This is a genomic window from Rhizorhapis sp. (assembly GCF_035276005.1).
In the GTDB taxonomy this organism is placed as follows: domain Bacteria; phylum Pseudomonadota; class Alphaproteobacteria; order Sphingomonadales; family Sphingomonadaceae; genus Rhizorhapis.
On the sequence record NZ_DATEMB010000007.1, the window covers coordinates 80,044 to 106,445 of the forward strand.

The window sequence follows — 26,402 nt, forward strand, 5'->3', positions numbered from 1 at the left end:
AGAGGATATATATGCGCACCATCAAGGGTCCGGCACTCTTCCTGGCACAGTTTATGAGGGATCAGCCCCCTTTTGACTCGCTGGCCGCAATCGCACCCTGGGTGGCCGAAATGGGCTATTCGGGGGTGCAGATCCCCGCAAATGATCAACGCTGTTTCGACCTCCAGCTCGCGGCCACCAGCGACGCTTATTGCGATGAGCTGAAGGGGATGCTGGCGGACCATGGCCTGGTGGTCACAGAACTTTCCACGCACATTCAGGGCCAGCTCGTCGCCGTCCATCCTGCCATGAATGCGATGTATGACAGCTTTGCCCCCGCAGCGGTGCGGGGGCGTCCGGCGGCGCGGACCGAGTGGGCGAAGGATCAGCTCAGGCTGGCGGCTTTGGCAAGCCGCAGGCTGGGGCTTTCAGCGCATGCGACCTTTTCGGGCGCGCTGCTCTGGCCGCTATTCTATCCATGGCCGCCACGGCCCTCCGGCCTTGTCGAGGAAGGATTTGCCGAGCTGGCGCGCCGCTGGCGGCCGATCCTCGATGCCTTTGATGAGGCAGGCGTTGACCTGTGCTTTGAGATTCATCCGGGTGAGGATCTGCATGACGGCGCGACATTCGAGCGCTTTCTCGAAGCTGTCGGCGGGCACCCCCGCGCCAACATGCTCTATGATCCCAGTCATCTGCTTCTGCAGCAAATGGACTATCTGGCATTTCTCGACATTTATCACGAGCGCATCGCGATGATGCACGTGAAGGATGCCGAGTTCCGGCCGAACGGACGCAGCGGCGTCTATGGCGGCTATCAAAGCTGGATCGAGCGGGCAGGACGCTTCCGTTCGCTTGGCGACGGGCAAATCGATTTCCGGGCGATATTCTCCAAGCTCGCTCAATATGACTTTCCCGGCTGGGCGGTTGTCGAGTGGGAATGTGCCTTGAAGGACAGCGAAGCGGGCGCGCGGGAAGGCGCGGCCTTCGTCAAGAACCACATCATAAAGGTGGCCGGCCGCAATTTCGAAGATTTCGCATCGGGAGAGGGAAATGATGTCGAAAGAAGCAGGTGTTTCCTGGGAATCTGAGTCCGGTCTGCGCCGGGGGCGCATCTTCCTCATCATGCTGCTCGCGCTGTTCACGGCGGCGAGTACGGTGGCCTTGCGGGCAGCGACGGCAACGCACCTAGAGGCCGATTTTCTCAATCCGCTTGACCCGATCCGGTCGAGCGAGTTGCTAGGAAGCGTACTCGGCATCGCCTTTGCGGGTTTTTCCGTCACCCTGTTGATCGCCAGCCCGCTCCTCCATGTGATAACCGCGCGGCGTGCGCTGATTTGCGCTGCGCTGCTGCTCATGGGCGGGATGGTGCTGGTGATCGGTGCAGGCGCGCTCGCCGGAGGGCGGGCCATTTTCTACCTGCTGAGTGTCGCGACCCTGCTTCAGGGAATTGGCTGGGGGCTGGTGGAGACAGTGATCAATCCGCTGACCAGCGCGCTATATGCGGACGACAAGACGCATCGGTTGAACGTCCTCCACGCCTGGTATCCTGCCGGGATCGTCGTTGGATCGCTGCTGGGGCTGGGCGTCGACGCCCTGGGCATCGACTGGCGCTGGTCGGCGCTGCCGCCCCTTGCGAGCGCGGCTTTCGTACTGCTGCTGGCGCTGCGCGAACCATTCCCGGAGGCTGGCGAGGTGACGCAGGGCGCCTCCATAGGCGATATGTTCGGCGCGGTCGTCCGGCAGCCCACAATCTTTCTGTGGTTTCTGATCATGACAATGACGGCAACCACCGAATTCGCGCCGGGACAATGGGTCGACTTCGCGCTCAGCTCCATTGTCGGCATGCGCGGGATTTTGCTGCTGCTCTATGTCAGCGCGCTGATGTTTGTGATGCGGCACTTCGCGGGGCCGCTGGTAAAGCGCCTGTCCAATGTCGGCTTGCTGCTCATTTGCGCTGTCTTCGGCGCGGTGGGCCTTTTGGGGCTGAGCGTTGCGGACAGTCCGGTCACCGCGCTCGTGGCCGCCACCGCCTGGGGCATCGGCGTGTGCTTTTTCTGGCCAACCATGCTCGCGACGGTGACCGAGCGCTACCCGCGTGGGGGAACGCTTGTCTACGGGCTGATGGGTTCGGCAGGGGCTGCTGCGACCTATCTTGTCCTGCCGCAGATCGGGCGAATCTACGACCATGCAAAGCTCAGTGCGGCGGGCGGTGCCGAAGCGCTCTCCAAGCTGAGCGGGGAAGCGCTGAATGGGCCGCTCGCGGCTGCGGCCTCCGCCTCCTTTCAGGCGGTGGCGCTGATCCCGGCGGCGCTGGTCCTGATCTTCGCGGCCATCGCGATCAGCGACCGCCGCTTCAGCCTCCGCGAAAGCCGGCACCCGAAAGGCGATGACGGGCATCATCTTGAGAATGCGCAGATATTGAACCAGGGATGAGAAGGATGAGGATGTCGATGAAGCTTGTTCGCACCCTGCTGCTGCTGCTGGGCTCGGCGCTGGTGACCGGTGCAATGCCCGCTTCGGCCAAATTGACGCGCATCACGATTGAGAGGACTGAGCCCGGTCCTCAGGCCGATGGCGCCGCGGAATATGAGACCATAAGCGGCAGGTTCTTCGGCGAGATCGACCCTGGCGATCCACACAACCGCATCATCACCGACCTTGCCTTCGCGCCGCGAAATGCCCGGGGGAAGGTCGAATATAATGCCACTTACCGCCTGGCCCGTCCCAAGGACCCGGCAAAGCGCAGCGGCGTCCTGTACTATGACGTGCCCAATCGCGGACGGGTGATCAGCGGGTTCCTTCGGGGCGGCGGTGTCAATGCTGATGGCCATGTGTGGGTCGTCAGCGGATGGCAAGGTGATCTCGATCCAGGGACCGCCGTCCAGAGCGCAACGGTCCCCATCGCGCGCGGCAATGGCGGCAAGCCGATAAGGGGCCAGGTCGCCACCCGGCTGACCCGCTTCCAGTCCGGCGCGAAGAGCGCGGCGATCAACTACAGGATCAAGCGGCCCGCGCCAGCCTCGCTCGACACCGGCAAGGCGCAATTGTGGCGGGAAGACCGGACGGGAGCCCGCACTGCCGTCCCGGCGGACGCCTGGGCCTTTGCCGATTGCACATCCCGCCCTTTCCCCGGCACGCCCGACCCAGGCCAATTGTGCCTCAAGGACGGCTTTGACGGCAATTCCGCATATACGATCGTCTATGAGAGCATAGACCCGCTCGTGCTGGGCATCGGCTTTGCGGCCACGAGGGACCTGGTTTCGTACCTCCGCAGCGGCCAACCGGATGACTCCGGTACAGCCAATCCCGCCGGGACCGGCATCCGCTGGACGATCGGGTCAGGGACATCGCAGTCGGGCAATTTCCTGCGCAGCTTTCTGCACCTGGACTTCAACGCCGACGAACGGGGCGCGCGAGTGTTCGACGGCATCCACTCCAACATCGCCGCGCGGCAGGTGCCGCTGAACATCCGCTTCGGCGTGCCGGGCGGGGCAGCCGGGGCCTATGAGGCGGGAAGCGAAGGAGCGCTCTGGTGGGGGAGGTACAATGACAGCGTGCGCGGCCAGGGCGCGTCGAGCCTGCTCGATCGCTGCACAGCGAGCCGCACCTGCCCCAAGATCGTAGAGACGGTAGGCTCCGCCGAATTCTGGGGCCTGCGCCTCTCTCCCAACCTTGTCGGCACGGACGCCAAGGCCGATATCCCATTGCCGGCGAATGTCCGGCGCTATTATTTCCCGAGCACCGCGCATGGCGGCAGCCTGGGCAATGGTTTCATGCCTGGGGGCGATGCCAAGCCCATGACCTGCCTTCTGCCCGGCAATCCCAACCCTTCCGAACCGAGCCTCAGGGCGGTGCAGAAGGCTCTGGTCGCCTGGGTGGCCGAGGGCAGGGACCCGCCGCCCAGCCGCTATCCCACTCTGGCGGGCGGCGACCTGGTGCAGCCAACGGAGCGTGCAATGGGCTGGCCCCATATTCCGGACGCGCCGAGCCCGGAAGGCAAGCTCAACCCCTTTGCCGACCATGATTTCGGCGATGGCCTACACCTCAAGGACCTGAGCGGGGTCATCGCCCGCCAACCTCCCCTTGTGCGCCGGACGCTGCCGTCGCTGGTCCCACGGGTGAACGCCGATGGCAATGAAACCGCGGGTATTCCGTCGGTCCATCTCCAAGTGCCGATCGGCACCTATCTCGGCTGGAATGTCGAAACCCAGGGTGCCGATGAAGGCAAGGGATGCGGTTTCGAAGCCGGTTTCATTCCATTCGCGCGAACGAAGGCCGAGCGGCTCGCAAATGGCGACCCCCGCCTCTCGCTGGAGGAGCGTTACCGCGACCATGCCGGTTTCGTCGCCCGCATCCGCGAAGCCGCAACGCGGCAGATGGCGGAAGGCTGGCTATTGCCTGACGATGCAGCCGGGATAGTGAAAAATGCGGAGGAAAGCGCTGTGCTCCGCTGAAATTGGCTCGGATTGAGTTCGGGGTTTTGATTAGGATGGAAGTCGGGGGGTGAGGAAATTTCAGAAGATCGGCAGGTATGCGCAACGTTTCGGTCATACAAAGCGTGCAGAAAGCGTCTCCGAAGCGGACGCTTTTGTTGTCATCTATGGGAATATCGAACTTTCAAGTTCTTGATAGGCGGCAAAGCCAAGCTCGATGCTTGATACCAATGCTCGCTTGAAGTCGGGTACTCTGCCATTGAAGTGGCAAGATGCCTGGATCTCCTGCTGCAAAGGTTTAAGATCCTGCGATCGGATATCAGTCACCGCTGAATCATATCGCGCTTCGTCGAACGCAATTCCACGACTCAAGCAGAATGCTTGCAAAACTTGCTTGTCGAACAAGTAGTTCTCGATCTCTCGCCGAACAAGCATCCGGTGTGAGCGACTTTCCGCAAGAAACTGATTTCGCTCGTCATCGGTGAGTTCATCCCGATCTTTCAGAAGATCAAGCTGTACCTCTTTAATCGCTTTACCGAGAATTCGCAGAGCGATCAGCGCATTTTTCGACACCTCTCCGCCACCCCCGCTGGATACGAACAGGGTGTCCGCGTGCCTTTCTTGAAAGACGGCGTTGTAGATATCGGCGTCGAGACCTTGCTCTTGACCGTTCGCATTTGGCTCAGGCCGACCTTCGCAATACACAATGCGTTTGGGAGCTAGGAGTCCTGTGAGATCCTCAAGTGCTGTCGCAAAGATGCGCGTCCAGTCGGCGCGAGAACCTAAAATGGGGGTGACCGTCTGTGGCGCATCAAAATCGATTTCACCGAAATCAAGAATGGTGGTTTGGTCGCTAAGATCCTCCTGAAGTGCACGAAGGAACCCAATACTGTGTGTCGCAACCCATAGCTGGGAGTTGTCAGGCACAAGCTTTTCGAGTTCTGTAAGCAGCCGTCGCTGTATGGCTGTGTTCAGGTGGAGCTCTGGCTCGTCAATACAAATTATGCTGTTTGTGTAGATCGTTTTTTTGACATAGAGATCAAGCACTAGGTCAACAATCTCCTTCTCCCCCGCAGACAGGTTGGCATAGGGGAATTTTCGAGAGGTGCCCTTCGCGAAGTATAGGCTACCTTGACCTTCGACAGGATTGCCCAGCGAAGATATCTTAATATCCAGCACCTCCCGGAGAACAGCATTTATTCCTTCAATGTTTTGTTCCACCCATGTCGCACCATTGACATCTTTGCCGTAAACCTCGCCAAAAAAACGGCCAATCAGCCGCTCGTAGTTCTCGGTAAGTCGGGTGTCTGTGTCGATCAGATATTGTGGTCTATTCTCATCCTTCTCTGCGTCCGGAAGTTTCCGGATAGTACCCACCTCTAGTCGCGGAGTGAAACGGTATGCGCTTCTTATATAGACGCTCGTACGCGTTAGTTTCCCCTGGTCCGTTTTTAGCAGGATGGACTGGTTGTAATCGTACTGCGCCTGAGGAGGCTCATCTCCTTCATGCGCCGATTTCTGATAATAGGTCGCAAGTTTTCCGGGACGCCCTTTCTGTACGCTGGCCACCTCTTCGAAAGCGTCGAATACACTGCTCTTGCCCGTGCCATTCGGGCCGACGATCGCGACAATCTTCGTCGAGCGAGCAGTCAAATCTATGGTCAGATCGTGGAAGCGCTTGAAGTCCAAAAGGCGGAGGGTGTGAACTCGCATGAATCCATTCTAATCTGACTAAGCGGAAAAAGGGAAGTGTTCACGCCATAAATGGGGCGAACTCCGAAGGTCCGTTTAACCGGCCATTGTGTTTGTAAGTTGACAGTCCGTACCCGGCAACCAAGCCGCCGAGTTCTCTTCTTTGGTCCCGAAGGATGGGACCCATCGACAGCGGATTTCTGCGCTTTTGACAGAATGGCGCACCCGACAGGATTCGAACCTGTGACCTCTGCCTTCGGAGGGCAGCGCTCTATCCAGCTGAGCTACGGGTGCTGACGCGGCTGGCGTGAGCGCTGCGCTTAGCAAAGGGAAGGGCGGGATGCCAGCGCGAATTTGCTCCGCGCCATCATTCCCGCCCTGAATTTGGGATCAGCCTCTGGACGGCGTTTTTGCCATCGGCTGGAACTTGCCAAGGCCGCAGCTTGCGCCGCGGTCCAGGCCGCTGCCGCGCGAATAGAGCACGGTGATGATATCGACGTTACAGAGCTGCGACAGGCTGGTCTTGTACATGAATCTTTCTTCAAAGCCGAGACCGGGGCAGCTATGGGGCAGCGTATTGCGGTAGATCTTGCCGCCCAGCATGTGGAAGTCGATGGTCCGGTCGTTCCGAACCTCCGTATTTCGAATCTGGCGAAGTTGGACGCAAGTGACGGCCTTGCCCGACGGAACCAGATTGTCCGGCTTCTTGCTCCCGGCGACGGCGGTCGCGCTGGTCGCCAGCAGCGCAAGGCTCATGAGGCATAATAGCGGGCGCATGCTAACCTCCTTGGAAAAGCAAGCTACTCTATGAGCCCTGACATGAATTCATCCTGAATAGAGGACGTTCCGCCGCGAATGCCGGTTAGCGTTCGGCAGGTGGCGGTGTCTTCGGCTTGTAGCGGCACAGGTCCGCGACCGGGCAGCGCCAGCATTCGGGGCGCCGCGCCTTGCAGATATAGCGGCCATGCAGGATCAGCCAATGATGCGCGTGCCGGCGGAAAGGCTGGGGCGTTTCCTTTTCGAGCTTCAGTTCGACGGCGAGCGGCGTCTTTCCGGGGGCGAGGCCGGTGCGGTTGCCGATGCGGAAGATGTGGGTGTCGACCGCGAAGGTTTCCGCTCCGAAGGCGCAGTTCATGACGACATTGGCGGTCTTGCGGCCAACGCCGGGGAGGGTCTGGAGAATGTCGCGGTCGGCCGGAACCTCGCCGCGATATCGGTCGGCGAGGATCTGGCTGAGGGCGATGACGTTCTTTGCCTTGCCGTTGAAGAGGCCGATGGTCTTGATATGCTCCTTGAGGCCATCCTCGCCCAGATCGAGCATCTGCTGCGGGGTTTTCACTTTCTGGAAAAGGGCGCGGGTCGCCTTGTTGACGCCGACGTCGGTGGCTTGCGCCGACAGGACCACGGCGACGAGGAGCTGGTACACATTGCCATATTCCAGCTCCGTCTCCGGCGCTGGATTGGTTTCGGCGAGTCGGCGGTAGAATTCGAAGATGTCGGCTTTTTTCATTGCCCCAGGTCCCGTTCGCCCTGAGCTTGTCGAAGGGCTTTCTTCTTTTCAAAAGAATATGGGCTTCGACAGGCTCGGCCCGGAACGGGTGCGTTACAGCCCCAGAACGCCCTTCATGTCATAGCGGCCGGGGGGCTGGGTGCGCAGCCATTGCGCCGCCTTTATTGCTCCGCGCGCGAAGATGGTGCGGTTTTCGGCGCGGTGGCCGAGCTCGATGCGCTCGCCTTCGGTGGCAAGGATCACCTGATGATCGCCCGCGACCGAGCCGCCGCGTAGCGCCGCAAAGCCGACGTCGCCCGCCTTGCGCGCGCCGGTGATGCCGTCACGGCCGCTCGCCTTATGCTCGGCGAGCGTGATGCCGCGCCCGCGCGCCGCCGCCTCGCCGAGCAGTAGCGCCGTGCCGGAGGGGGCGTCGACCTTGTGCCGGTGGTGCATCTCGACGATTTCGATGTCCCAATCCTCGCCCAGGCGGCGGGCGGCTTCCTCCACCAGTGCGGCGAGCAGGTTGACGCCCAGCGAGGTGTTGCCGGTCTGGAGGACGGGAATGGACTGTGCCGCCTTGTCGATCAGCGCGTGATGCTGCGCTTCAAGGCCGGTCGTGCCGATGACGATGGGCTTGCCCGCCACTGCACAGGCGGCAAGATGCGCGTCCAGCGCGGCGGGAACCGAAAAGTCGATGAGGACGCCGCTTGCGAGCGCCAGCGCCTCGGGATCCGCGCCGATGGCCTGACCGGCAATCAAGGCGGTGGTGCCCGGCCGGTCGACTCCGCCCGCGACGGAAAGACCCGCCTCGGCTGCTGCCTGCGCTATTGCCTGCCCCATGCGGCCTGCGGCGCCGTAAATGCCTATTTTCGTCATGTCTTGAAACTTTCCCTTTGCCCGTGCTTCATGGCGGTCATGGAAGATATTCGCAACATCCTTGTCCTGACGGGCGCCGGAATTTCCGCCGAGAGCGGGCTTGCCACCTTTCGCGGGCCCGACAGCCTGTGGGAGGGGCATCATGTGGAGGATGTATGCACGCCCGAAGCGCTGCGCCGCGACCCGGAGCTGGTGCACCGCTTCTATGACGAGCGGCGGGCGAAGCTGCATAGGGTGAAGCCCAATGCGGCGCATGAGGCGCTTGCCTGCCTGGACGCGGAGTGGCCGGGCGAGCTGCTGATCGTCACGCAGAATGTCGATGACCTGCATGAACGGGCGGGAGCGAAGCGGGTGCTGCACATGCATGGCGAGCTGCTCTCCGCCCTTTGCGCCGGGTGCGGGAAGGCGGTGGGCTGGACGGGAGCAATGCCGCCTGGGTCGGAATGTGGCGGGTGCGGCGCGTTGAAGCTGCGGCCCGACATCGTGTTCTTTGGCGAGATGCCCTACGAGATGGAGCGGATCGACCGGGCGCTGGGCAAATGCGACCTGTTCGTGTCGGTGGGAACTTCGGGCGCGGTCTATCCGGCCGCAGGGTTCGTGCAGACGGCCCGCTACCATGGCGCACGGACGCTGGAACTGAACCTCGATCCCTCGGTGGGGAGCATCTATTTCGATGAGACGCGGCTGGGGAAGGCTGGGGAGCTAGTGCCGGCTTGGGTGGCCGAGATGCTGGGCTGATCCTTACGAGATATGATAATTCGCGTCTTCAGATCACCAGAAGCCGCTCTCCATCCCCGACCGCCTGCAGAAAACTTACCGGTCCGCCCACAATAGCACCCGGCGGCAAGTCCTTCGCATCCATCCCGCACAACTCCATGCCGCTCTGGCACGCAACAAGGCGGACGCCAAGTTCGGCTGCGTCGTCCATCAGCTCGGCGAGCGGGGGGAGGCCCTTGTCCTCATGTTCCGCATCCTTGGGCGCGGTAAAGGGCTCGCGCAGGAGGGCGGCGGCTTCGAGTTGGCAGAAGATCGCGACTTCTCCCCCAAGCGCGGCATGGGCGGCTGCGAGGGTGAGGGCGCCCCGGAAGCGTTCGGGATCAGGGGTGAGGATGACGATCTTCAGCGGCTGCATGTGGGGCATCCGGGGTCTTTGGGAAGGCTGAGCGTGCGGAAACGAAGCGAGAGGAGGTCGGCGATGAGGAGCTTGCCCGCTGCGTCCTCCCCGAAGGGGACAAGGGCGCGGATGGTTTCCAGGGCGGCGAGGCTTCCAAGAACGCCGGTCAATGCGCCGATGACGCCCTGGTCGGCGCAGCTTGCCTCTGCCTGCGCCGGATCGGAACCGACAAGGCAGCGGTAGCAGGGCTTGTGCGCTTCCCAGCCGCGATAGACGCCGAGCTGTCCTTCGAACTGACCCACCGCAGCGGAAATGAGCGGGATTTTGAGGCGCGTTGCAGCGTCGGCGACGGCGAGACGGGTTTCGAAATTGTCGCAGCCGTCGAGGATTGCGTCGGCCCCGGCGAGCAGGGTTTCAGCATTTTCACCGGTGATGCGCTGGCTGAGGGGGATGATGGCGGCGTCGGGCGTCAGGCGGGCAACAGCTTCCTTTGCAGCGTCAGCCTTGGGACGGTCAATATCGGCGGTGGTGAAAAGGACCTGCCGCTGGAGGTTGGAGAGGGCCACCGCATCATCATCGATGACGGTGAGCTGGCCGATGCCTGCCGCAGCGAGATAGAGGATCGCGGGGCTGCCAATGCCGCCCGCGCCGACGACTGCGACATGGCTTTCGAGCAGCCGTGCCTGGCCGGTGCCGCCGATTTCGCGGAGGATGATATGGCGGGCGTAGCGCTCGAGTTGGGCGTCGGTCAGGGTCATGGGCATAGGCAATGTATATCCGTTCATGCCGAGCAAAATCTAGGCATGCTGCCTCAAGCCAATGTCCCTCGACTTCGCTGTCTCACACCCCCGTCGACCCAAATCCGCCCGCGCCCCGTGTGGTGTCGTCCAACTCCGCCACCTCGGCAAAGCGGGCGCGCTGGACGGGGGCGGGGACGATCTGGGCCACGCGGTCGCCGCGCCTGATGGGGAAGGGCTCGCTGCCATGATTGATCATGATGATCTTCAGCTCGCCGCGATAGTCGCTGTCGATGGTGCCGGGGGTGTTGGGCACGCTGATGCCATGTTTGAGGGCGAGACCCGAGCGGGGGCGGACCTGGATTTCATAGCCATGGGGAATGGCCACCGCGAAACCCGTGGCGACTGCATGGCGCTGGCCCGGCGCGAGCGTCAGTTCTTCCGCCGCCACGACGTCCATGCCCGCAGCGCCATCAGTAGTGTAGCTCGGCACCGGCAGCCCCTCCCCATGAGGCAGGCGCTTCAGGCGGATTTCGATATCAGGCAGGGGGTGTGAGTGCATCGGCGATCTTCTCCGTCAGTTTGCGGGCAACGGCGTCCTTGGAGAGCTTTTCCCAACTCTCGACGCCGCTTTTGGTAACGATATGGACGGTGTTGTTCTCGCCTCCCATTACGTCCCCGGACACGTCATTGGCCACGATCCAGTCGCAGCCCTTCTTCGCAAGCTTGGCCTGGGCGTGCTCCAGCACATGCTCGGTCTCTGCGGCAAAGCCGATGAGGAGCGCCGGGCGCTGCGCGTGACGAGCGAGGCCTAAAAGAATGTCGGGATTTTCCGTCAATTTGATCGGCGGGGGCGTATCGCCCTTCTTCTTGATCTTCTGCCCGTTCGCCTCTGCGCGCCAGTCGGCGACGGCGGCGACCATGATGGCGGCGTCGGCGGGGAGGGCGGCGTCGACGGCGGCCTGCATCTCGCGCGCGGTCTCGACATCGATGCGTGTAACCCCTGCGGGGGTGGCGAGATGGACAGGGCCGGAGATGAGGGTCACCTGCGCGCCTTGCTCCGCCAGTGCTGCGGCTATGGCATAGCCCTGCCGGCCCGAACTGCGGTTGGCGATGTAGCGGACGGGGTCGATCGGCTCGTGCGTGGGCCCGGCAGTGACAAGGATATGCTTGCCGGAAAGCTTTCCCTTGGGAGAAAGCTTTTCCTTATCGGCTATCACGTATAGGCTTTTGCTTATCTCTTCGAAGATGCGCTCGGGTTCTGGCAGGCGGCCAGCCCCGAATTCGCCGCATGCCATCGGCCCTTCATCCGGCTGCAATATGCGGATGCCGTCGCCGCGCAGCTTCTCGACATTGCGGGCAGTGGCGGCATGCTCCCACATGCGGACGTTCATGGCGGGGGCGATAAGTACTGGCTTATCGGTAGCGAGAAGCAGCGTGGTGGCCAAGCTGTCGGCAATGCCGACCGCCATTTTCGCGATAAGGTCCGCAGTAGCTGGGCAGACGACGACCAGGTCGGCCTCTCGCGAGAGCTGGATATGGCCCATCTCCGCCTCATCCTTCAAATCCCACAGACTGGTATGGACGGGCTGTTCCGAAAGCGCCGCAAGGGTCATTGGGGTGATGAACTGCGCCCCGCCTTCGGTCAGGACGCAGCGAACGCTCATCCCCGCCTTGCGGATCAGGCGGATGAGTTCGCAAGCCTTATAGGCCGCGATGCCGCCGCCGACGATGAGGAGGATGCGCTTGCTCATTATTGCTGCTTATTAGCGAGTCTGCGGGGGAAGGCTAGGGGCTGCAGCTCTCCCTTCACGCGTGCGGGGGGGCGAGGGAGAGCCCGTAAGGGAAGCGTAGTGACACGCCCTCCCCCTAACCCCTCCCGCAGGCGGGAGGGGAACTGGCGATCACAGCATCGCCAGCCACATGCCCGCAGCGCCAGCCATCAGCGCCATGCCTGCGGTCAGCGCATATCGCCAGCCCGAACCCACGCGGATGATCTGTATGTCCGGCAGGGGAAGCGGGGGCGGGGCGCCGCCTGCTTCGGGATAGCGCGCCTCGATGCGGCGGATAAGGGCAGGCAGGCGCCGGAAAGTGCGCCAATTCTCGATCAGGCTGTCGGCGAGCGCGGCTTCGGGGCCAAGCTCGCTCCTGATCCATTCCCGCACGAAGGGACCGGCGGTTTCCCACATATTAATGTCGGGATCGAGGCTGTTGGCGACGCCCTCCACCATGACCATCGTTTTTTGCAGCAGCAGCAGGTGCGGCTGGGTCTGCATGTCGAAATCGCGCGTGATGGCGAAAAGGCCGTCGAGCATCTGGCCGACGGACAGGTCCTTCACCGGCTTTCCGCGCATCGGTTCGCCCACGGCGCGGAGGGCCGTGGCGAATTCCTCCACATCATGATGGGCGGGCACATATTGCGCCTCGAAATGGATTTCGGCCACGCGGCGGTAATTGCCGGTGAGCAGGCCGTAGAGGATTTCGGCAAGCCACACGCGGGCGCGGCGGTCGATGCGGCCCATGATGCCGAAATCGATGGCGGCGATATGTCCTTCAGGGGTAACGAAAAGGTTCCCCTGATGCATGTCGGCGTGGAAGAAGCCCTCTGAAATCGCTTGCCGCAGGAAGGCATTGACCAGCCGGGAGGAGATGGCCTTCACATCATGTCCGGCGGCGACCAGCGCTTCGCGGTCCGAAATCTTGATCCCGTCCACCCATTGCAGTGTGAGGACGCGGCCCGCCGTCCTGTCCCAATCGATGGCGGGTACGATATAACCGGGCTCGGCCACCATGGCCTCAGCGAGTTCTGAGGCGGAGGCGGCCTCGCGGCGCAGGTCCAGCTCGCGCATGGTCCAGCGCTTCAGATTGGCGATCACCTGCCGGGGGCGCAGGCGGGAGACTTCGCCGCCCAGCAGCTCCAGATGCGCAGCGGCCCATTCATAGGTTTCGATGTCGCGGCTGAACTGCTGCGCGATGCCGGGCCGCAGCACCTTTACGGCGACCTTACGGCCATCTGGCGTGGTGGCGCGATGGACTTGCGCAATCGACGCAGCGCCGACCGGCAGTTCCTCGAATGAAGCATAGAGCCGTTCCACCGGCTGGCCAAAGCTCTGTTCGATCTGCTCCCGGATCAGCGGGAAAGGGACAGGCGGCAGAGCGTCCTGCAATGAAAGCAGGTTTTCGGCTGCCTCCAGGCCAACCAGGTCAGGGCGCGTGGCGAGGGTCTGCCCGAGCTTGATGGCGGCAGGGCCAATGGCCTGGAATGCCTCGGCATATTGCGGCTGCTTCGGTATGCGGGCGCCAAAGCGTGCCAGCCGCGCCAGACGGCGCACGGGGGCAGGCGTGAGCGGATCCTTCTCGATCCCGCGCAGTGCGCCGTGCCGGGCGAGCGTGCGGCCCCATTTCAGCAGGCGCCACAGATGAGTGACATTGGTGGTCACGCGGTCAGATCTTCCAACCGCTATGTATCGCTACCAGCCCGCCGAGCATCGGCTCCACGCGCGTGCGTACAAAGCCCGCCTGGCGGATCATGCCCTCAAAGCTGGGCATGTCAGGAAAGCGGCGGATCGATTCGATCAGATAACGATAGCTGTCCTCATCCTTGGCGAGCAGCTTGCCGAGCTTGGGCACCAGGCGGTGGGAATAGGCATCGTAGATGTCTGCAAAACCGGGCCAAAGGGTTGTCGAAAATTCCAGGCAGAAGAAGCGGCCGCCATATCTCAATACCCTGTGCGCCTCTTCCAGTGCCCGCTGGATCTGCGTCACGTTGCGGATGCCGAAGGCAATGGTGTAGGCGTCGAATTGCCGGTCGGGGAAGCTCAGCGTCTCGGCATTCTCCTCGGCCCAGACGAGGCCCGTCAGCCCGCGTTTCCTGGCTCTTTCCATGCCGACGGCAAGCATTTCCGGATTGATGTCGGCAACCGTGACCGCGGCGCCCGCGCGATGGAGGCGGAAGGCGATGTCGCCAGTGCCCCCGGCCATGTCGAGGATCTTCTCGCCCTGGCGCGGCTTTACGCGGCGGACGAACATATCCTTCCACACGCGATGCAGGCCGCCCGACATGGCATCGTTCATCAGGTCATATTTTGCCGCCACATTGCTGAAGACGCCGCGGACCATGCCGGTCTTTTCCGACGCATCCACGTCTGTATAACCGAAGGATACTGTTTCGCTCATGGCGTTTCCCTCTAGCCAGTCTTGTCGTGCGCGCAAAGCCTGATAAGCGCAAAGTCATGCCTGAGTTGCCTGAAGTGGAAACGACCGTCGCCGGTCTCCGCCCCGTGCTGGAGGGGCAGGTGCTTATATTGGTGGAGCCGCGCCGGGCGGACCTGCGCTGGCCCATTCCTCCTGATCTGCGGCAACGGCTGACGGGGGCGCGAGTCACCGGGCTCTCGCGGCGCGCCAAATATGGCATGATCTCCGTCGATCGCGGAGATACGCTGATCTTTCATCTGGGCATGTCGGGCCGCTGGCGGATCGACCCTGCCAGCATCGGGGCGCATGACCATCTGATTCTGGAGACCGGGGCCGGCCATATTCTGGCGCTCAATGATCCGCGGCGCTTTGGATCGCTGGACCTTGTGCGGACGGAGGAATGGGAAAGCTTCGAGCCCTTTACACGGCTGGGGCCCGAGCCGCTCAGCGCCGGATTCGACGGCGGCTATTTTGCCGGGGTGCTGGCGGGGAAGGCCGCTCCCATCAAGGCGGCCTTGCTGGACCAGCGCATCGTGGCGGGGCTCGGCAATATATATGTGTGCGAAGCGCTCAACATGGCTGGGATCGCGCCCACGCGGGCGAGCGGCAAGATTGGGGCGGCGCGTCTCGACCGGCTGGCGGCGGCGGTGAAGGAGGTCCTCTCTGCTGCCATTCTGGCGGGCGGGTCGACCTTGCGCGACTATGCGCGGCCGGACGGCGAGCTGGGCTATTTCTCTAAGCAATGGCGCGTTTATGGCCGGGAGGGGGAGTTATGCCATTGCGGCTCGATCATCCGCCGGAGAGTGGACAGCGGCAGATCGACCTTTTTCTGCCCGAAATGCCAGCGTTGATCGGTTGACGTTGGCATGGCTTCGCGGTAATGGGCGGCCCTTCTAAAGTCGCGGGAGCGATTCCTGCGCCTTTTTTCTTGAATTCTTGTTTCGAGGACAGGCATGGCAAATACGCCGCAGGCAAAAAAACGTATCCGCCGCAATGCGCGCCGGGCAGCGATCAATGGCAACCGCATCAGCCGCATCCGCACCTATGTGAAGAAGGCTGAGGCCGCCATCGCCGCTGGCGACAAGGAAGCTGCGACCGTCGCCATGGCGCAGGTGCAGCCGGAACTCGCCCGCGGTGTCGCCAAGGGTGTCGTGCATAAGAATACCGCCTCGCGCAAGTTCAGCCGCCTGACCAAGGCCGTCGCCGCCCTCGGCTGATCCTGAACAGAAGTCACATTGCAAGCCCGGTGGAGGGACCTCCGCCGGGCTCTTGTCATGCGATCGTAACGCCGTTGTAACATAAGGAATTCCGGCGATTCGATGCGGTGCAGCATGTTTCTTGACGAAGATTTTTCTGTATTTTCAGTCAGTTAAATGGTTTGGCGCTGCTATGTCCCGGCTTTCCTGAGTCAATCAGAATATTTCAATTTTTTGAATGCTCCCTCCCTTGATCGACTCTTTTGAGGCGTCCTAAACCCGACTCCCAGGCCGGAACGAATCGATCCGGGGTATTTTGCAAGGCACTTGTGGTGGTCACTCGAACGCGTTTGTGCGCTCGGGTTGGATAGAGTGTAACCTGGGTTTTCGCTGGACTGGAAACAGGCCGTGTGGGGGGCATTGGACTTGGGGTTTGGCACGAACATGTCGGAAAAGCTGGCTAATATTGCGGGCCTTTCAGCCGGCAACGGCTGTACGCCGCACGGGGAGGAGTCCTCTGCGCTGGGTCTCGCTTGGGAACGGATTCGCGCCGGACTTCGGCGTGACCTGGGCAGCAAGCTCTTTGATCAATGGCTGCGCTCGGCTCGCTTGGGGGAATATTGCGACCTGAGCCGGACATTGGAGATTTGGCTTCCTTCGGATTTTTCCGCCAATTTTGTCGCGGCGAATTTCCAGGACCGGCTGCGGCTGGCCTGGCGCAGCGCCAATCTGGGCGTTGATGGCGTGCGGGTCATGCGCGGCCCCGATAGCGTTGCCTTGCAGGCTTATTCGGCTCCTTTGGGCGCTCCCGTTCCGGTGGTGGTGCTGACACCCGAGCCTGCAGCGAACAGCTTTCAGCCGCGCTACTGCTTTGACAGCTTCGTTACCGGAGAATCGAACCGCCTGGCCTTTCACGCGGCGCAGGCAATGGCGTCGCCGGAACGTCCCCGGTTCAATCCGCTGTTCCTGCATGGCGGAACCGGGCAGGGCAAGACTCACCTGCTCCATGCCTTGGGCGGTGCCTATCAAGAGGCTCATCCCGGCGCGACGATCATCTACATGTCCGCCGAAAAGTTCATGTATGAGTTCGTCACGGCCATGCGGGCCAATGAAACGATGGCCTTCAAGGCAAGGCTGCGCAGCGCCGAACTGCTGCTGATCGATGACATCCAGTTCATCGCCGGCAAGGGATCGACGCAGGAAGAGTTTCTGCACACCATCAATGAGATCGTTGAAGGCGGCGCCCGGCTGGTGATCACCGCCGACCGTGCGCCGCATATGCTGGATGCGGTCGATCCGCGTATCCTCTCCAGGCTGGCTGGCGGGCTTGTCGCGGACATTCATGCGGCTGATCTGGACCTGCGGCTCGCCATCGTCGAGCGCAAAAGGTCGGAGGCCCGGGATACCGATGTGCCGGTCGCGGTGGTCGATTTCCTGGCCCGCAACGTCCGCACCAATATTCGCGAGCTGGAAGGCGCATTCAACAAGCTGGTCGCTTATGCCTCACTGACCGGGCGGCAGATCGACCTGGAATTTGCGCAGACCATGCTGGCCGATTTCGTCCGTGCCAATGCCCGGCGCATCACGGTCGACGAAATCCAGAAAGCTACGGCGCGGCATTTTCATATCGATCCGTCGGAAATGCGCTCGAAGCGCCGCGCGCGCGCCGTCGCCCGGCCGCGCCAGATCGCCATGTATCTCGCTAAGAAGATGACCCCCCGTTCCCTGCCCGAAATCGGCCGGGTTTTCGGAGGGCGCGACCATAGCACAGTCATTCATGCGGTGCGTACGATAGAGGCCCTTCGGGCGCATGATGCCGATATCGACGCAGACATCAGGGCACTTCAGAAGCAACTGGAGGCTTGAGGATAGGGTAACAGCCTGTTTTGGGCGAGGTTCCGCCAATGATCCCTTCCCCTGCGGGGAAGGGATGTTTTTTTGTCCGGATGCTCGGCGCTGCGGGCGGGCCATAGGTTTTTTTGACATTTCCCCGTCATCCCTGCCTGCGCAGGGACGACGTGAAGCATGATGCTCGGTTGGAGGCCCATCCGGTCATCCCGGAATTATATGCCGCATGGCTCACTTCCCCCAAACAAAAGGAACCCGGCGGTCTTGGCAACCGCCGGGTCCAATTTGGCAAAGCTGGGAGCCTGCCTTATTTCTTTTCCGGAGCCACCGTGATGCGAACCGTTTCGCCTGACTGGCCCGGGAAATTAGTGAACATCGCTTCTACAAGATTGGGAACGAGATAAGTGAGCTTATTGCTTGTCGACTGCGCCTTTGCCGTTCCTTCGAACAGCCGTTTGCCGTCCGCCGCCCGGTCGATCTTCATGGTGAGATCACTGGTATAGACGGTGTAGCTGTCGATATCGGCATAGCCCGGACCGAACATGAACGGGTCATAGAAGCCGTACATATAGTGCCGCCCATAAAAGCCCCAGGGATGGAAGCCGTAAGGCCGGTAGAAAAACGGATCGTAGAAGCCGGTGCTCCGGACCTTTTCCCGTCCATTGTCAATGCCATAGTCAAGGCGCACGATCAGATCGGCCGAAGCCGGATCCCTGGTCGGCACATAGCCGAAACGGGCAAGCTCGCTCGCCACCAGATCGGCATAGCTGGAAAATTCCAGCCCGCCGCTCAACGCCGGGTCGTCCGCGACCACCGCGAATCTCTGACCCTGCGGCGCGGGCATCTGCTGAAAGCGCGCGACATCAGCCTTGAACGGCGTGGCGCAGCCCGAAAGCGCAAGCAACGCCGCCGCTGGCGCAGCTATCAAGGTGATTTTTTTGAACAAGTTCATGGCGCTCAATCCTGCAAGGCCGAAGCCCTGACTCCAATGTGGGCGTCAGAATAGGAAAAGGCAACTGAACAAATATTGAACAGACCGCGATGGTGCGTGGCGGAGTGTCGGCGGGTTGGGAAAGCGGGTCCCTGGCTTCACAGAGACGACGGTTTATCCTTTGGCCGAACCTAAGCCATCAGCCCCAAGGCTTCATAAGCACCTGCGAGGGTCGGGGCGGCCGCCGCGCGGGCCTTTTCGGCCCCGCGCTCCAAAATGCCATCCAGTTCCGCGCTGTCGGCTTTCAACCCTTCAAACCGTTCCCGGATGGGTCGGAGCGCGGCAATCAGAAGATCGGCCAAGGCTGGTTTGAAGGCTCCGAAGCCCTTGCCAGCGAACTCAAGGCATACAGCGTCGGCGCTCATGCCGGCAAGCGCGGCGTAGATGCCGACCAGATTGGCGGCCTCGGGACGGTCCTCCAGCGCCTGCATATTGTCAGGCAGCGGTTCCGGATCGGTTTTCGCCTTGCGGATCTTCTGCATGATCATGTCGTCATCGTCGATCAGGTTGATTCGGCTCATATCCGAGGGGTCCGATTTGGACATCTTCGCTTTGCCGTCGCGCAGGGACATGATCCGCGCGGTTTCCTTGGGGATGATCGGATTGGGCAGGGTGAAGAGATCCACGCCGAAATCCGTGTTGAACTTGATCGCGATGTCACGTGCGAGTTCCAGATGCTGTTTCTGGTCCTCGCCCACTGGCACATGCGTTGCTTGATAGAGCAGCACGTCGGCCGCCTGGAGCACCGGATAGACGAACAGGCCGACGCTGGCGCCCTCACGGTGCTTGCCAGCCTTGTCCTTGAACTGCGTCATGCGGTTCAGCCAGCCCATGCGGGCGGTGCCGTTGAGCAGCCAGGTGAGCTCCGAATGCGCGGGGACACGCGCCTGATTGAAAAGGACCGAACGTTCGGGATCAATCCCCGAAGCGATCAGTGCCGCCGCCATTTCGCGGACGTTGCGGATGCGCTGCTCCCGCGTTTCATGCACGGTGATGCTGTGAAGGTCGGCCAGGAAGAAGAAGCATTGGCTGCCCGCGTCCATTTCATCCTGCATCCGCACCCAGTTGCGGATTGCCCCCAGATAATTGCCGAGATGAAGATTGCCGGTCGGCTGGATGCCGGAAAGGACACGCATTGTTATTGGCTCGCTGTGCTGGGACGGGAGATCTGGGACTTGAGTTCGGCGATGCTGTAAGCGCCAAGGGCGAGCGCCGCAAGCCCATAGGTCAGGGCGCCGAGGCCGCAAAGCAGGCCAAGCGCCACCACTCGCTCAAGGAGGCTCTTGGCCATATAGGGATCGAGCCAGGGATTAAGCAGCCAGAGCAATGCCGACATGACGAGACTGGCGAAGATGATGCGCACAGCCTTTCCCTTGAAGCGTTCGTCCATCTGCAACTGCTCCCGCCGGTGCAAAGTCCAGTACAGCATGGCGACATTGATCCATGCGGCAATCGCGGTCGAGATCGCGACGCCAACATGGCCGAAGGGCCAGATGAGGATGAGATTGCCGCCAAGGTTGAAGAGCATGGAAAACACCGCGATCCGCACAGGCGTCTTCGTGTCCTGCCGGGCGTAAAAGCCGGGCGTCAGCACCTTGATCAGTACATAGGCGGGGACGCCGATAGCGAAGGCTGCAAGAGCACTAGCGCTGCCGATAGTATCGGCGGCGGTGAAGGCGCCATGCTGCAACACGCCGCGGATGATCGGCACGGCGGACACGAACAGCGCGACCGCCGCCGGGAGCGAGAGGAAGAGGGCCAGTTCCATCGCCCGGTTCTGCGTATTGCCTGCCGCCGCTTCATTGCCCGACCCGATCTGGCGGGAGAGGGCAGGCAGCATGGCGGTGCCCACGCCAATGCCGATAAGGCCCAGGGGCAATTGGTTCAGCCGGTCGGCATAATAAAGATAGGACACCGCACCCTGAGGCAGGAAACGCGCGGCCAGGGATGTGGAAACCAGCAGGTTGAACTGGATGGCGCCTGCGCCCAGCGCGGCGGGGCCGATGAGCTTCAACAGCTTCTTGACGTCGGGGGACAGGCGCGGCAGCCCGAGCCGAAGGACAACCCCGGCCTGGCGGCAGGACCAGATCAGCCAGAGCAGTTGCAGGAGGCCCGATACGGTGACCGCGATGGCTTGGGTCTCGGCCGTGTCGACCTGGCTCTCTCCCCTGAAGAAAAGAATCGCCACGATCATGCAGATGTTAAGCAGGATCGGCGCTGCCGCATTCACCCAGAAGCGGTTCAACGAGTTCAATATGCCGCCGAGCAGCGAAACCAGCGAGATCAGCGCGAGATAGGGAAAGGTGATCTGCGTCAGATGCTTGGCGAGCGCGAACTTGGCTGGGCCTCCATCTGGGAACCCGCCGGTCATGGCCCAGACCACCGGGCCGGTCGCCGCCATCATGATGAGCGTGAAGATGAGCAAAATGGGTAAAAGGACCGAAAGGACCTGCCCCGCAAAAGCCACGGCCGCGTCCTTGCCTGATCCAGGGGCGTCCTTGTCCGCTTGCGCCATCGTCCGATTGAACATCGGAACGAACACGGCGGCAAACGCGCCCTCGGCAAAAAGAGCGCGGAAAAGGTTCGGCAATCTCCAGGCGATCAGGAAAGCGTCCGATGCAAAACCCGCGCCCACGAATCGAGCCATCAGCATGTCCCGGACCATGCCAAGGATGCGGCTGATCAGCGTCAGGCCGCCGATGGTCCCTGTGGCCCTGAGCAGGCTCACAGCATCGCCCCCTTGATCCGTTCGTCCCGAGCCCGTCGAAGGCCTCTCGTTCCTTCGCGAAAGGAAGGGGATTCGACAGGCTCAGCGCGAACGAAAGGGAGGGAATGCATAGACCAATAAGCCTCGCGAAGATCAGGCGTGGCCGACGGTGCCGTCCTGCTGTGCCTGGGCTGCGGCCTGGGCCTGCTGCATATAGAGCGCGCCGAAATCGATCGGCTCCAGCAGCAGCGGCGGGAAGCCGCCATCGCGGATGGCATCGGCGAGCACCCGGCGCGCGAAGGGAAAGAGCAGGCGGGGCGCTTCGGCATAAAGGAACGGCTGGACCTGTTCGGCCGCGACATTGCGGAGGCCGAATAGTCCCGCATAGGAAAGCTCGACCTGGAAGGCGACGCCTTCGCTTGCCGTTGCCTTTACGTCGAGCTTCAGAAGCACTTCATGCACTTCCTCACCCACCTGATTGGCGCCGATGTTGAACTGCACGTCGATCTGCGGCTGGGCCTGCCATTGATAGACGGCGGGCGCATTGGGATTTTCAAAGGAAAGGTCCTTCACATATTGGGAAATGAGGCCAATTTGCGGCAGATTGTCTGCGCCGTTGGCCAGCGTTTCCGAATTGTCCATCCCGCCTTCTTGTTCTGCCATTACCCGTCCTTCAGAAACTGAATGATATCGAGGGACCCCTGGGCCCGCCTTGATCCGGGCGATTAGCAGGCAGCAGAGGGAAGGGCAATGCGGCAATAAACAGCTAATCTGCGCTAACGGGATTTGAAACCGCAGCGAATCATCCCTATGTTGATCGCTGGAATATTCGGAGTTTGTAGTGACAGTCATCGTCATTCTGGCCATGGTGGCGGCTTTTCTTGGCTTGCGCCTCTATTCGGTGCTCGGCAAGCGAACCGGGCATGAGCAGCAGCCCGCCCCTCAGGCCGAAGATCGCGCACCCATGCCGGTGCTGACGCCCAAGCGCGTGGAAGAGATGCGGCCTGAGCCCGTGCGCTCGCCCGAGGGTCTTATTGCGCCCTCCGCCGAAAACGGCATTCGCGCGATCATCAATGCGGACCGCCGCTTTGACGTGAACCAGTTCGCGGAAGGGGCCAAATCCGCCTACCGAATGATCCTTGAAGCCTTTTGGAAGGGCGACAGGGAAGAACTCGCCTATCTGTGCGACAATGAGGTTTACGGTTCTTTCGTGCAGGCCATCGAGGCACGGGAAGCGGAAGGCCATAGTCTGGAAAACCGTTTGATCCGCATTGACCGGGTACAGATTTCCGACGCCACCATCAGCGGCTCTGTCGCTAGCATCACCCTGCGCTTCGATGCTGACATTGCGGCGGTGACGCGCGACAGGGACGGAAATGTCGTCGCTGGCTCCATGACGGATGCGGTCCCCACGCATGACGTCTGGACCTTCAGCCGCGATGTGAAGAGCAGCGATCCTAACTGGAAGTTGACCGAGACCGACGAAGCGGCTTGATCTGCCAGGGAGGCTTGCAGCGTGAATTCGATCCGTTTTGCCGCTGGCTTTTCCCTTGCCTTGCTGCTCGCGGCCTGCGCGGGCGTTGTTCCCCGCGGCGGCCCGCCCCGGACCGCTGAGCCTCCCGCCGCCAAGCCCGTTCCTGCCAAACCGGGGGAGAGGTTGCCGCCAGCGGCTCCCTCCGCGGAAACCGCGACCGCCAGAGGTTTGGGCGTGGTCCAGGGTCCGCCGGTCAGTTCATTGACGCTGGAGCCCGAAAAGACGCGGCTGGCACTGCAGGCGTTCAGGACATCCTGTCCATCCCTTGTCCGCCGCACGGACCAGAGCGGCCTTACCAGTGGCGCTGACTGGCAGGTCGCTTGTTCGGCGGCGGCCGGATGGAATGACAATGACGCCGCCGCTTTCTTCAGCAGCCATTTCGAAACCGTGCAGGTCGGGGACGGGGCAGCACATGCCACGGGATATTTCGAGCCGGAGATTTTGGGCTCGCGGCAAAGGCGTGCCGGCTACCAAACCCCAATCTACCGCCGTCCGCCCGACCTGGTGGACGTCGACCTGGGGCTCTTCAGCGAAAGTCTGAAGGGCAAGAAAATCCGGGGAAAGGTTCAAGGCAGCAATTTCGTTCCCTTTGAGGACCGGGCCGCGATTGAGGCTGGCGCCCTTGCCGGACGCGGCTTGGAACTGGCCTGGGCGGCCGATCCGGTCGAATTCTTCTTCCTTCAGGTTCAGGGCAGCGGCCGCCTTCGCCTGCCCGACGGATCGGTCATGCGGATCGGCTATGACAGCCAGAATGGCCGCGATTATGTGGGTATCGGCAAGCTGATGCGGGACCGGGGATTATTGGGTCCTGGCCAGAGCAGCATGCAGGGGATCATGGATTATTTGCGCGCCCATCCCGAAGAAGGAAGGGCGATCATGCAGGAAAACAAGAGTTTCGTCTTCTTCCGCGAGATCAATGGGGCGGGCCCGCTGGGCGCAATGGCGCTGCCGGTGGTTGGCGGCGTGAGCGCCGCTGCCGATCCCAAATTCGTGCCCTTGGGAGCGCCGGTCTATCTGGCGCTTGACCGGGCGGAGCCCAATGGCCTTTGGGTCGCCCAGGATACTGGCGGAGCGATCAAGGGTGCCAATCGGATCGACACATTCTGGGGCGCTGGCCCTGAAGCGCGGGCCATTGCGGGCGGCATGTCGGCACGGGGGAGCGCCCTCCTGCTGCTTCCCAAGGGAAGCTATGCGCGATTGATGCAGAACAATGCCGCGACGCAGTCTCAGCCCTGAGGAGCGGGCTGCCTGGAACCAGCTTGCCCGGTCCGTTCGTCCGCTCAAGCGGCTTCCGGTCAAGCAACTGGAGCAGGCGCAGGATGGTGGCAAGACGCCGGCAGCGCCCTTCGTGCCGCCTCCGGCATCCTTAACAACCCCGCCGGCCGCAGTGCAGCGGGCTCAGCAGCGGCGGACGCCCTCCGACGTTCTCGACAGCGGTTGGGAAAGGCGCATTACTCGCGGGCAGCTCGCCCCGGAACTGTCAATCGACCTGCATGGCAACAGCCTTGCGGCTGCCCATCAAAGACTCGAGCGTTTTTTGGCTGAAGCAGTGGCACGCGGTGCACGCGTGCTGCTTGTTATTACAGGAAAATCCCGCGAGGACCATCCGCAGCAAGATCGTCCGGGCCGGGGGGCCATACGTGCGGAAATCGGTCATTGGCTGGATCGTAGCGCTTACGCCGCCAATATTGCCAGTATTCGCAACGCTCATCCACGCCATGGCGGGGCAGGCGCGCTTTATATTATATTACGTCGCAAAAATAGGTAAGAATACTTACTCACGCAGAGACTTTCTTAACCACTGCCATTCATAACTGGTCCGCGACGACGTGTTGCTTTGAACACGACCTGTGCATGTGGGGGCCAATGGAAGGCGTATCTTTGAAAAGCCGAGCCGTCGCCTTTGCCGCAGGTGCGGGCGCCGTGGCTTTCATCCTCGCCCTCCTGGCGGGCACGGGCGGCCATGACGATGTTCAGGGCATCAGCCGCGCCCTCATCCTCGCCATTTTGTGCGGTGTCATGTGCTGGGCTTCGGCAATGCGCACGGTTTCGGGCATTGCCGCGTCGGTGGACCTGGCAACAGAACGGCTGACGGCCGCCGCCCATGGGGACTTGGGGGCCAAGGTGCCCCAATCGGTCAAGCAGGACCTGCCGGAGCTTTCAGTCGCCATGGAAAGCCTGTTCAGCCAGGTTCGCACCAACCTTGATAATGTCCAGATGCTCGCGATGTTCGACCCGGTCACATCGCTGCCCAACAGGACAAGCTTTTGCCGCCAGGTGGAACGTCTGCTTGCCGAGTTGACGCCGGATAGGCGGGCCGCCCTGTTCTTCATCGATCTGGACGGGTTCAAGTCGGTCAACGACACGCTGGGCCATGCGGCGGGGGACCAACTGCTTTCGCGCGTAGCGGGGCGCTTGCGGGAAGTGGTGATGATAGAGGTCGGCGCAGGCAGTGGCGATGCAGTCGTGGGACGGCTGGCGGGCGACGAATTCACCCTGTTCTTCCCGCAGCTTCCAGCAACCGAAACGGCCCCGCGCATCGCCCGTGCCGTACAATATGCCCTGGGCGAGCGGTTCGATATAGGAGGGCAGCAAGTCGATCTGGGCGCGTCTATCGGCGTTGCCTTCTATCCGCAGCATGGCGACAACCTCCATGCGCTCCTCCGCTCGGCGGACATGGCCATGTATCATGCGAAGGACAATGGGCGCGGGCGCGTTCAGTTCTTCAATGACGAACTGGCGAACATGATGGCTGGCCGTGCCGAACTGGAGCGTGACCTGCGCATCGGTCTCGAACGCGACGAATTCCTGCTCCAGTTCCAACCGCAGTTGGATATCACCACTGGCCGGATCATCGCGGCCGAAGCGCTGGTGCGGTGGAAGCACCCGGACCGGGACATCATGCTTCCCGGAGCGTTTGTTCCATTGGCGGAGGAAACCGGCGTCATCGTGGAACTTGGCGATTGGGTCATGGACAAGGTATGCGCCACTGCCGCAAGCTGGGTGCGCCGGGGCATAGAACAGCGTCTTGCCATCAATGTCAGCACCCGTGAGCTGGCCCAGCCCGACTTTTTCGCGCGTCTGCGCAATGCCATGGAGCGGCATGGCGTAGCGCCAGGCCAACTGGAACTGGAGATCACAGAAACGCTTGCCATGGACATGGACGCGCGCGTCCTGATGCAGGTGCGCATGTTGCGCCGCGAGGGCATCAAGATCGTCATTGATGATTTTGGAACGGGCTTTTCGAACCTTTCCCGCCTCAAGGACCTACCGGTCGATCGGGTGAAGATCGACCGCAGCCTGGTGCGCGACATTGTCATCTCCCCCGAGGCGCGGACGATATGCAGCGCCGTGATCGGCCTTATCCAGGGCCTTGGCCTGGAGGTTGTGGTGGAAGGGATCGAGAGGAAGGAACAGATGGACATGCTCCGCATCATCGGCTGTTCCATCTTTCAGGGCTATTTATTCTCAATGCCTGAAGCGGAGTCGGATTATCTCCATCGTTTCAGCGGCGCCTGGGGCGCGGCCGAAATGGTGGGGGTAGGATAATACGATCCCGCGAAGGCGGATTTGTACAGGTCGGTCGTCGTTCCTGCGCAGGGACGACGG

25 protein-coding genes and 1 tRNA gene are annotated in these 26,402 nt (G+C 61.9%); 11 read left to right on the forward strand and 15 right to left on the reverse strand.

Annotated elements, in window-relative coordinates; translation table 11 throughout:
- Positions 1 to 11: 11 nt before the first annotated feature.
- The 3 genes from VJS46_RS02205 to VJS46_RS02215 are packed head-to-tail and all read left to right on the forward strand — an operon-like array spanning position 12 to position 4,433.
- Positions 12 to 1,067: a sugar phosphate isomerase/epimerase gene (locus tag VJS46_RS02205; RefSeq protein WP_324057708.1), complete on the forward strand. Its 1,056-nt coding sequence runs from the start codon at positions 12 to 14 to the stop codon at positions 1,065 to 1,067.
- Positions 1,030 to 2,412 (forward strand): MFS transporter, encoded by a 1,383-nt coding sequence (locus VJS46_RS02210; RefSeq protein ID WP_324057709.1) that lies wholly within the window; start codon positions 1,030 to 1,032, stop codon positions 2,410 to 2,412. Before VJS46_RS02205 ends, VJS46_RS02210 begins: the two co-directional genes overlap by 38 nt.
- 11 nt (positions 2,413 to 2,423) lie before the next feature.
- Positions 2,424 to 4,433, forward strand: a complete 2,010-nt coding sequence (locus VJS46_RS02215) for an alpha/beta hydrolase domain-containing protein (protein WP_324057710.1) — start codon at positions 2,424 to 2,426, stop codon at positions 4,431 to 4,433.
- Positions 4,434 to 4,577: 144 nt separating this feature from the next.
- Here the strand turns inward: VJS46_RS02215 and VJS46_RS02220 are convergent, their stop codons facing one another.
- The 5 genes from VJS46_RS02220 to dapB all read right to left on the reverse strand — a co-directional run bounded on the left by VJS46_RS02220 (position 4,578) and on the right by dapB (position 8,472).
- Entirely contained in the window at positions 4,578 to 6,125 is a 1,548-nt protein-coding gene (locus VJS46_RS02220) for an AAA family ATPase (RefSeq protein WP_324057711.1), read from the reverse strand.
- A 196-nt stretch (positions 6,126 to 6,321) separates the two neighbouring features.
- Positions 6,322 to 6,398: transfer RNA gene (locus VJS46_RS02225), tRNA-Arg, on the reverse strand.
- 96 nt (positions 6,399 to 6,494) lie between these two features.
- Positions 6,495 to 6,881, reverse strand: coding sequence for a hypothetical protein (locus tag VJS46_RS02230; protein ID WP_324057712.1), 387 nt, complete (start codon positions 6,879 to 6,881; stop codon positions 6,495 to 6,497).
- Positions 6,882 to 6,966: 85 nt separating this feature from the next.
- A complete protein-coding gene (gene nth, locus VJS46_RS02235; RefSeq protein ID WP_324057713.1) occupies positions 6,967 to 7,614 on the reverse strand; it encodes an endonuclease III in 648 nt (215 codons plus the stop codon).
- 93 nt (positions 7,615 to 7,707) lie between these two features.
- On the reverse strand, positions 7,708 to 8,472 hold the full coding sequence (gene dapB, locus VJS46_RS02240; protein WP_324057714.1) for a 4-hydroxy-tetrahydrodipicolinate reductase: 765 nt from the start codon (positions 8,470 to 8,472) through the stop codon (positions 7,708 to 7,710).
- 39 nt (positions 8,473 to 8,511) lie between these two features.
- Here dapB and VJS46_RS02245 point away from each other — a divergent pair, with 39 nt between their 5' ends.
- Positions 8,512 to 9,210: an NAD-dependent deacylase gene (locus VJS46_RS02245; protein ID WP_324057760.1), complete on the forward strand. Its 699-nt coding sequence runs from the start codon at positions 8,512 to 8,514 to the stop codon at positions 9,208 to 9,210.
- Positions 9,211 to 9,238: 28 nt separating this feature from the next.
- On the opposite strand, the gene VJS46_RS02250 is transcribed toward VJS46_RS02245, so the two are convergent.
- From VJS46_RS02250 to VJS46_RS02275, 6 genes are all read right to left on the reverse strand, one after another.
- Complete coding sequence (locus VJS46_RS02250; RefSeq protein ID WP_324057715.1) at positions 9,239 to 9,604, reverse strand: DsrE/DsrF/DrsH-like family protein; 366 nt, start codon at positions 9,602 to 9,604, stop codon at positions 9,239 to 9,241.
- On the reverse strand, positions 9,592 to 10,344 hold the full coding sequence (locus VJS46_RS02255; protein WP_324057716.1) for a HesA/MoeB/ThiF family protein: 753 nt from the start codon (positions 10,342 to 10,344) through the stop codon (positions 9,592 to 9,594). Before VJS46_RS02255 ends, VJS46_RS02250 begins: the two co-directional genes overlap by 13 nt.
- Positions 10,345 to 10,426: 82 nt before the next feature.
- Positions 10,427 to 10,885, reverse strand: coding sequence for a dUTP diphosphatase (gene dut, locus VJS46_RS02260; RefSeq protein WP_324057717.1), 459 nt, complete (start codon positions 10,883 to 10,885; stop codon positions 10,427 to 10,429).
- Entirely contained in the window at positions 10,863 to 12,077 is a 1,215-nt protein-coding gene (coaBC, locus tag VJS46_RS02265) for a bifunctional phosphopantothenoylcysteine decarboxylase/phosphopantothenate--cysteine ligase CoaBC (RefSeq protein WP_324057718.1), read from the reverse strand. The genes dut and coaBC overlap by 23 nt, the downstream gene beginning before the upstream one ends.
- 150 nt (positions 12,078 to 12,227) lie before the next feature.
- Entirely contained in the window at positions 12,228 to 13,763 is a 1,536-nt protein-coding gene (ubiB, locus tag VJS46_RS02270) for a 2-polyprenylphenol 6-hydroxylase (protein ID WP_324057719.1), read from the reverse strand.
- A gap of 4 nt (positions 13,764 to 13,767) precedes the next feature.
- Positions 13,768 to 14,499, reverse strand: a complete 732-nt coding sequence (locus tag VJS46_RS02275) for a class I SAM-dependent methyltransferase (protein WP_324057720.1) — start codon at positions 14,497 to 14,499, stop codon at positions 13,768 to 13,770.
- 56 nt (positions 14,500 to 14,555) lie between these two features.
- Between VJS46_RS02275 and mutM the strand changes: the two genes are divergently transcribed.
- From mutM to dnaA, 3 genes are all read left to right on the forward strand, one after another.
- Positions 14,556 to 15,368 (forward strand): bifunctional DNA-formamidopyrimidine glycosylase/DNA-(apurinic or apyrimidinic site) lyase, encoded by an 813-nt coding sequence (mutM, locus tag VJS46_RS02280; RefSeq protein WP_324057721.1) that lies wholly within the window; start codon positions 14,556 to 14,558, stop codon positions 15,366 to 15,368.
- Between the two features lie 102 nt (positions 15,369 to 15,470).
- The gene (gene rpsT / locus VJS46_RS02285; RefSeq protein WP_324057722.1) at positions 15,471 to 15,734 is read left to right on the forward strand and encodes a 30S ribosomal protein S20; all 264 of its coding nucleotides are present in this window, start codon (positions 15,471 to 15,473) and stop codon (positions 15,732 to 15,734) included.
- Between the two features lie 423 nt (positions 15,735 to 16,157).
- On the forward strand, positions 16,158 to 17,579 hold the full coding sequence (gene dnaA, locus VJS46_RS02290; RefSeq protein ID WP_414707953.1) for a chromosomal replication initiator protein DnaA: 1,422 nt from the start codon (positions 16,158 to 16,160) through the stop codon (positions 17,577 to 17,579).
- A 289-nt stretch (positions 17,580 to 17,868) separates the two neighbouring features.
- On the opposite strand, the gene VJS46_RS02295 is transcribed toward dnaA, so the two are convergent.
- From VJS46_RS02295 to secB, 4 genes are all read right to left on the reverse strand, one after another.
- Complete coding sequence (locus VJS46_RS02295; protein ID WP_324057724.1) at positions 17,869 to 18,513, reverse strand: DUF4136 domain-containing protein; 645 nt, start codon at positions 18,511 to 18,513, stop codon at positions 17,869 to 17,871.
- 170 nt (positions 18,514 to 18,683) lie between these two features.
- Positions 18,684 to 19,688 (reverse strand): tryptophan--tRNA ligase, encoded by a 1,005-nt coding sequence (gene trpS, locus VJS46_RS02300; protein WP_324057725.1) that lies wholly within the window; start codon positions 19,686 to 19,688, stop codon positions 18,684 to 18,686.
- A 2-nt stretch (positions 19,689 to 19,690) separates the two neighbouring features.
- On the reverse strand, positions 19,691 to 21,280 hold the full coding sequence (murJ, locus tag VJS46_RS02305; RefSeq protein WP_324057726.1) for a murein biosynthesis integral membrane protein MurJ: 1,590 nt from the start codon (positions 21,278 to 21,280) through the stop codon (positions 19,691 to 19,693).
- 132 nt (positions 21,281 to 21,412) lie between these two features.
- A complete protein-coding gene (gene secB / locus VJS46_RS02310) occupies positions 21,413 to 21,922 on the reverse strand; it encodes a protein-export chaperone SecB (protein WP_324057727.1) in 510 nt (169 codons plus the stop codon).
- Between the two features lie 178 nt (positions 21,923 to 22,100).
- On the opposite strand from secB, the gene VJS46_RS02315 reads away from it, so the two are divergent.
- The 4 genes from VJS46_RS02315 (at position 22,101) to VJS46_RS02330 (ending at position 26,342) form a co-directional block, all read left to right on the forward strand.
- Positions 22,101 to 22,754, forward strand: coding sequence for a Tim44/TimA family putative adaptor protein (locus VJS46_RS02315; RefSeq protein WP_324057728.1), 654 nt, complete (start codon positions 22,101 to 22,103; stop codon positions 22,752 to 22,754).
- Between the two features lie 21 nt (positions 22,755 to 22,775).
- Positions 22,776 to 24,029: a murein transglycosylase A gene (locus VJS46_RS02320; RefSeq protein ID WP_324057729.1), complete on the forward strand. Its 1,254-nt coding sequence runs from the start codon at positions 22,776 to 22,778 to the stop codon at positions 24,027 to 24,029.
- Positions 24,004 to 24,561, forward strand: coding sequence for a Smr/MutS family protein (locus VJS46_RS02325; RefSeq protein WP_324057730.1), 558 nt, complete (start codon positions 24,004 to 24,006; stop codon positions 24,559 to 24,561). Before VJS46_RS02320 ends, VJS46_RS02325 begins: the two co-directional genes overlap by 26 nt.
- A gap of 98 nt (positions 24,562 to 24,659) precedes the next feature.
- Entirely contained in the window at positions 24,660 to 26,342 is a 1,683-nt protein-coding gene (locus VJS46_RS02330; RefSeq protein ID WP_324057731.1) for a putative bifunctional diguanylate cyclase/phosphodiesterase, read from the forward strand.
- Positions 26,343 to 26,402: the final 60 nt, after the last annotated feature.

Excerpts from the sequence above, each read along its gene's own strand:
- VJS46_RS02325 (WP_324057730.1), top strand. The coding sequence starts at position 24,004 with ATGCCGCGACGCAGTCTCAGCCCTGAGGAGCGGGCTGCCTGGAACCAG.
- mutM (WP_324057721.1), top strand. The coding sequence starts at position 14,556 with ATGCCTGAGTTGCCTGAAGTGGAAACGACCGTCGCCGGTCTCCGCCCC.
- VJS46_RS02205 (WP_324057708.1), top strand. The coding sequence starts at position 12 with ATGCGCACCATCAAGGGTCCGGCACTCTTCCTGGCACAGTTTATGAGG.
- rpsT (WP_324057722.1), top strand. The coding sequence starts at position 15,471 with ATGGCAAATACGCCGCAGGCAAAAAAACGTATCCGCCGCAATGCGCGC.
- VJS46_RS02220 (WP_324057711.1), bottom strand. The coding sequence starts at position 6,125 with ATGCGAGTTCACACCCTCCGCCTTTTGGACTTCAAGCGCTTCCACGAT.
- VJS46_RS02295 (WP_324057724.1), bottom strand. The coding sequence starts at position 18,513 with ATGAACTTGTTCAAAAAAATCACCTTGATAGCTGCGCCAGCGGCGGCG.
- dnaA (WP_414707953.1), top strand. The coding sequence starts at position 16,158 with ATGTCGGAAAAGCTGGCTAATATTGCGGGCCTTTCAGCCGGCAACGGC.
- dapB (WP_324057714.1), bottom strand. The coding sequence starts at position 8,472 with ATGACGAAAATAGGCATTTACGGCGCCGCAGGCCGCATGGGGCAGGCA.
- VJS46_RS02245 (WP_324057760.1), top strand. The coding sequence starts at position 8,512 with ATGGAAGATATTCGCAACATCCTTGTCCTGACGGGCGCCGGAATTTCC.
- dut (WP_324057717.1), bottom strand. The coding sequence starts at position 10,885 with ATGCACTCACACCCCCTGCCTGATATCGAAATCCGCCTGAAGCGCCTG.
- VJS46_RS02255 (WP_324057716.1), bottom strand. The coding sequence starts at position 10,344 with ATGACCCTGACCGACGCCCAACTCGAGCGCTACGCCCGCCATATCATC.
- coaBC (WP_324057718.1), bottom strand. The coding sequence starts at position 12,077 with ATGAGCAAGCGCATCCTCCTCATCGTCGGCGGCGGCATCGCGGCCTAT.
- VJS46_RS02230 (WP_324057712.1), bottom strand. The coding sequence starts at position 6,881 with ATGCGCCCGCTATTATGCCTCATGAGCCTTGCGCTGCTGGCGACCAGC.
- trpS (WP_324057725.1), bottom strand. The coding sequence starts at position 19,688 with ATGCGTGTCCTTTCCGGCATCCAGCCGACCGGCAATCTTCATCTCGGC.
- VJS46_RS02250 (WP_324057715.1), bottom strand. The coding sequence starts at position 9,604 with ATGCAGCCGCTGAAGATCGTCATCCTCACCCCTGATCCCGAACGCTTC.
- VJS46_RS02215 (WP_324057710.1), top strand. The coding sequence starts at position 2,424 with ATGTCGATGAAGCTTGTTCGCACCCTGCTGCTGCTGCTGGGCTCGGCG.
- VJS46_RS02330 (WP_324057731.1), top strand. The coding sequence starts at position 24,660 with ATGGAAGGCGTATCTTTGAAAAGCCGAGCCGTCGCCTTTGCCGCAGGT.
- VJS46_RS02210 (WP_324057709.1), top strand. The coding sequence starts at position 1,030 with ATGATGTCGAAAGAAGCAGGTGTTTCCTGGGAATCTGAGTCCGGTCTG.
- secB (WP_324057727.1), bottom strand. The coding sequence starts at position 21,922 with ATGGCAGAACAAGAAGGCGGGATGGACAATTCGGAAACGCTGGCCAAC.
- nth (WP_324057713.1), bottom strand. The coding sequence starts at position 7,614 with ATGAAAAAAGCCGACATCTTCGAATTCTACCGCCGACTCGCCGAAACC.
- VJS46_RS02275 (WP_324057720.1), bottom strand. The coding sequence starts at position 14,499 with ATGAGCGAAACAGTATCCTTCGGTTATACAGACGTGGATGCGTCGGAA.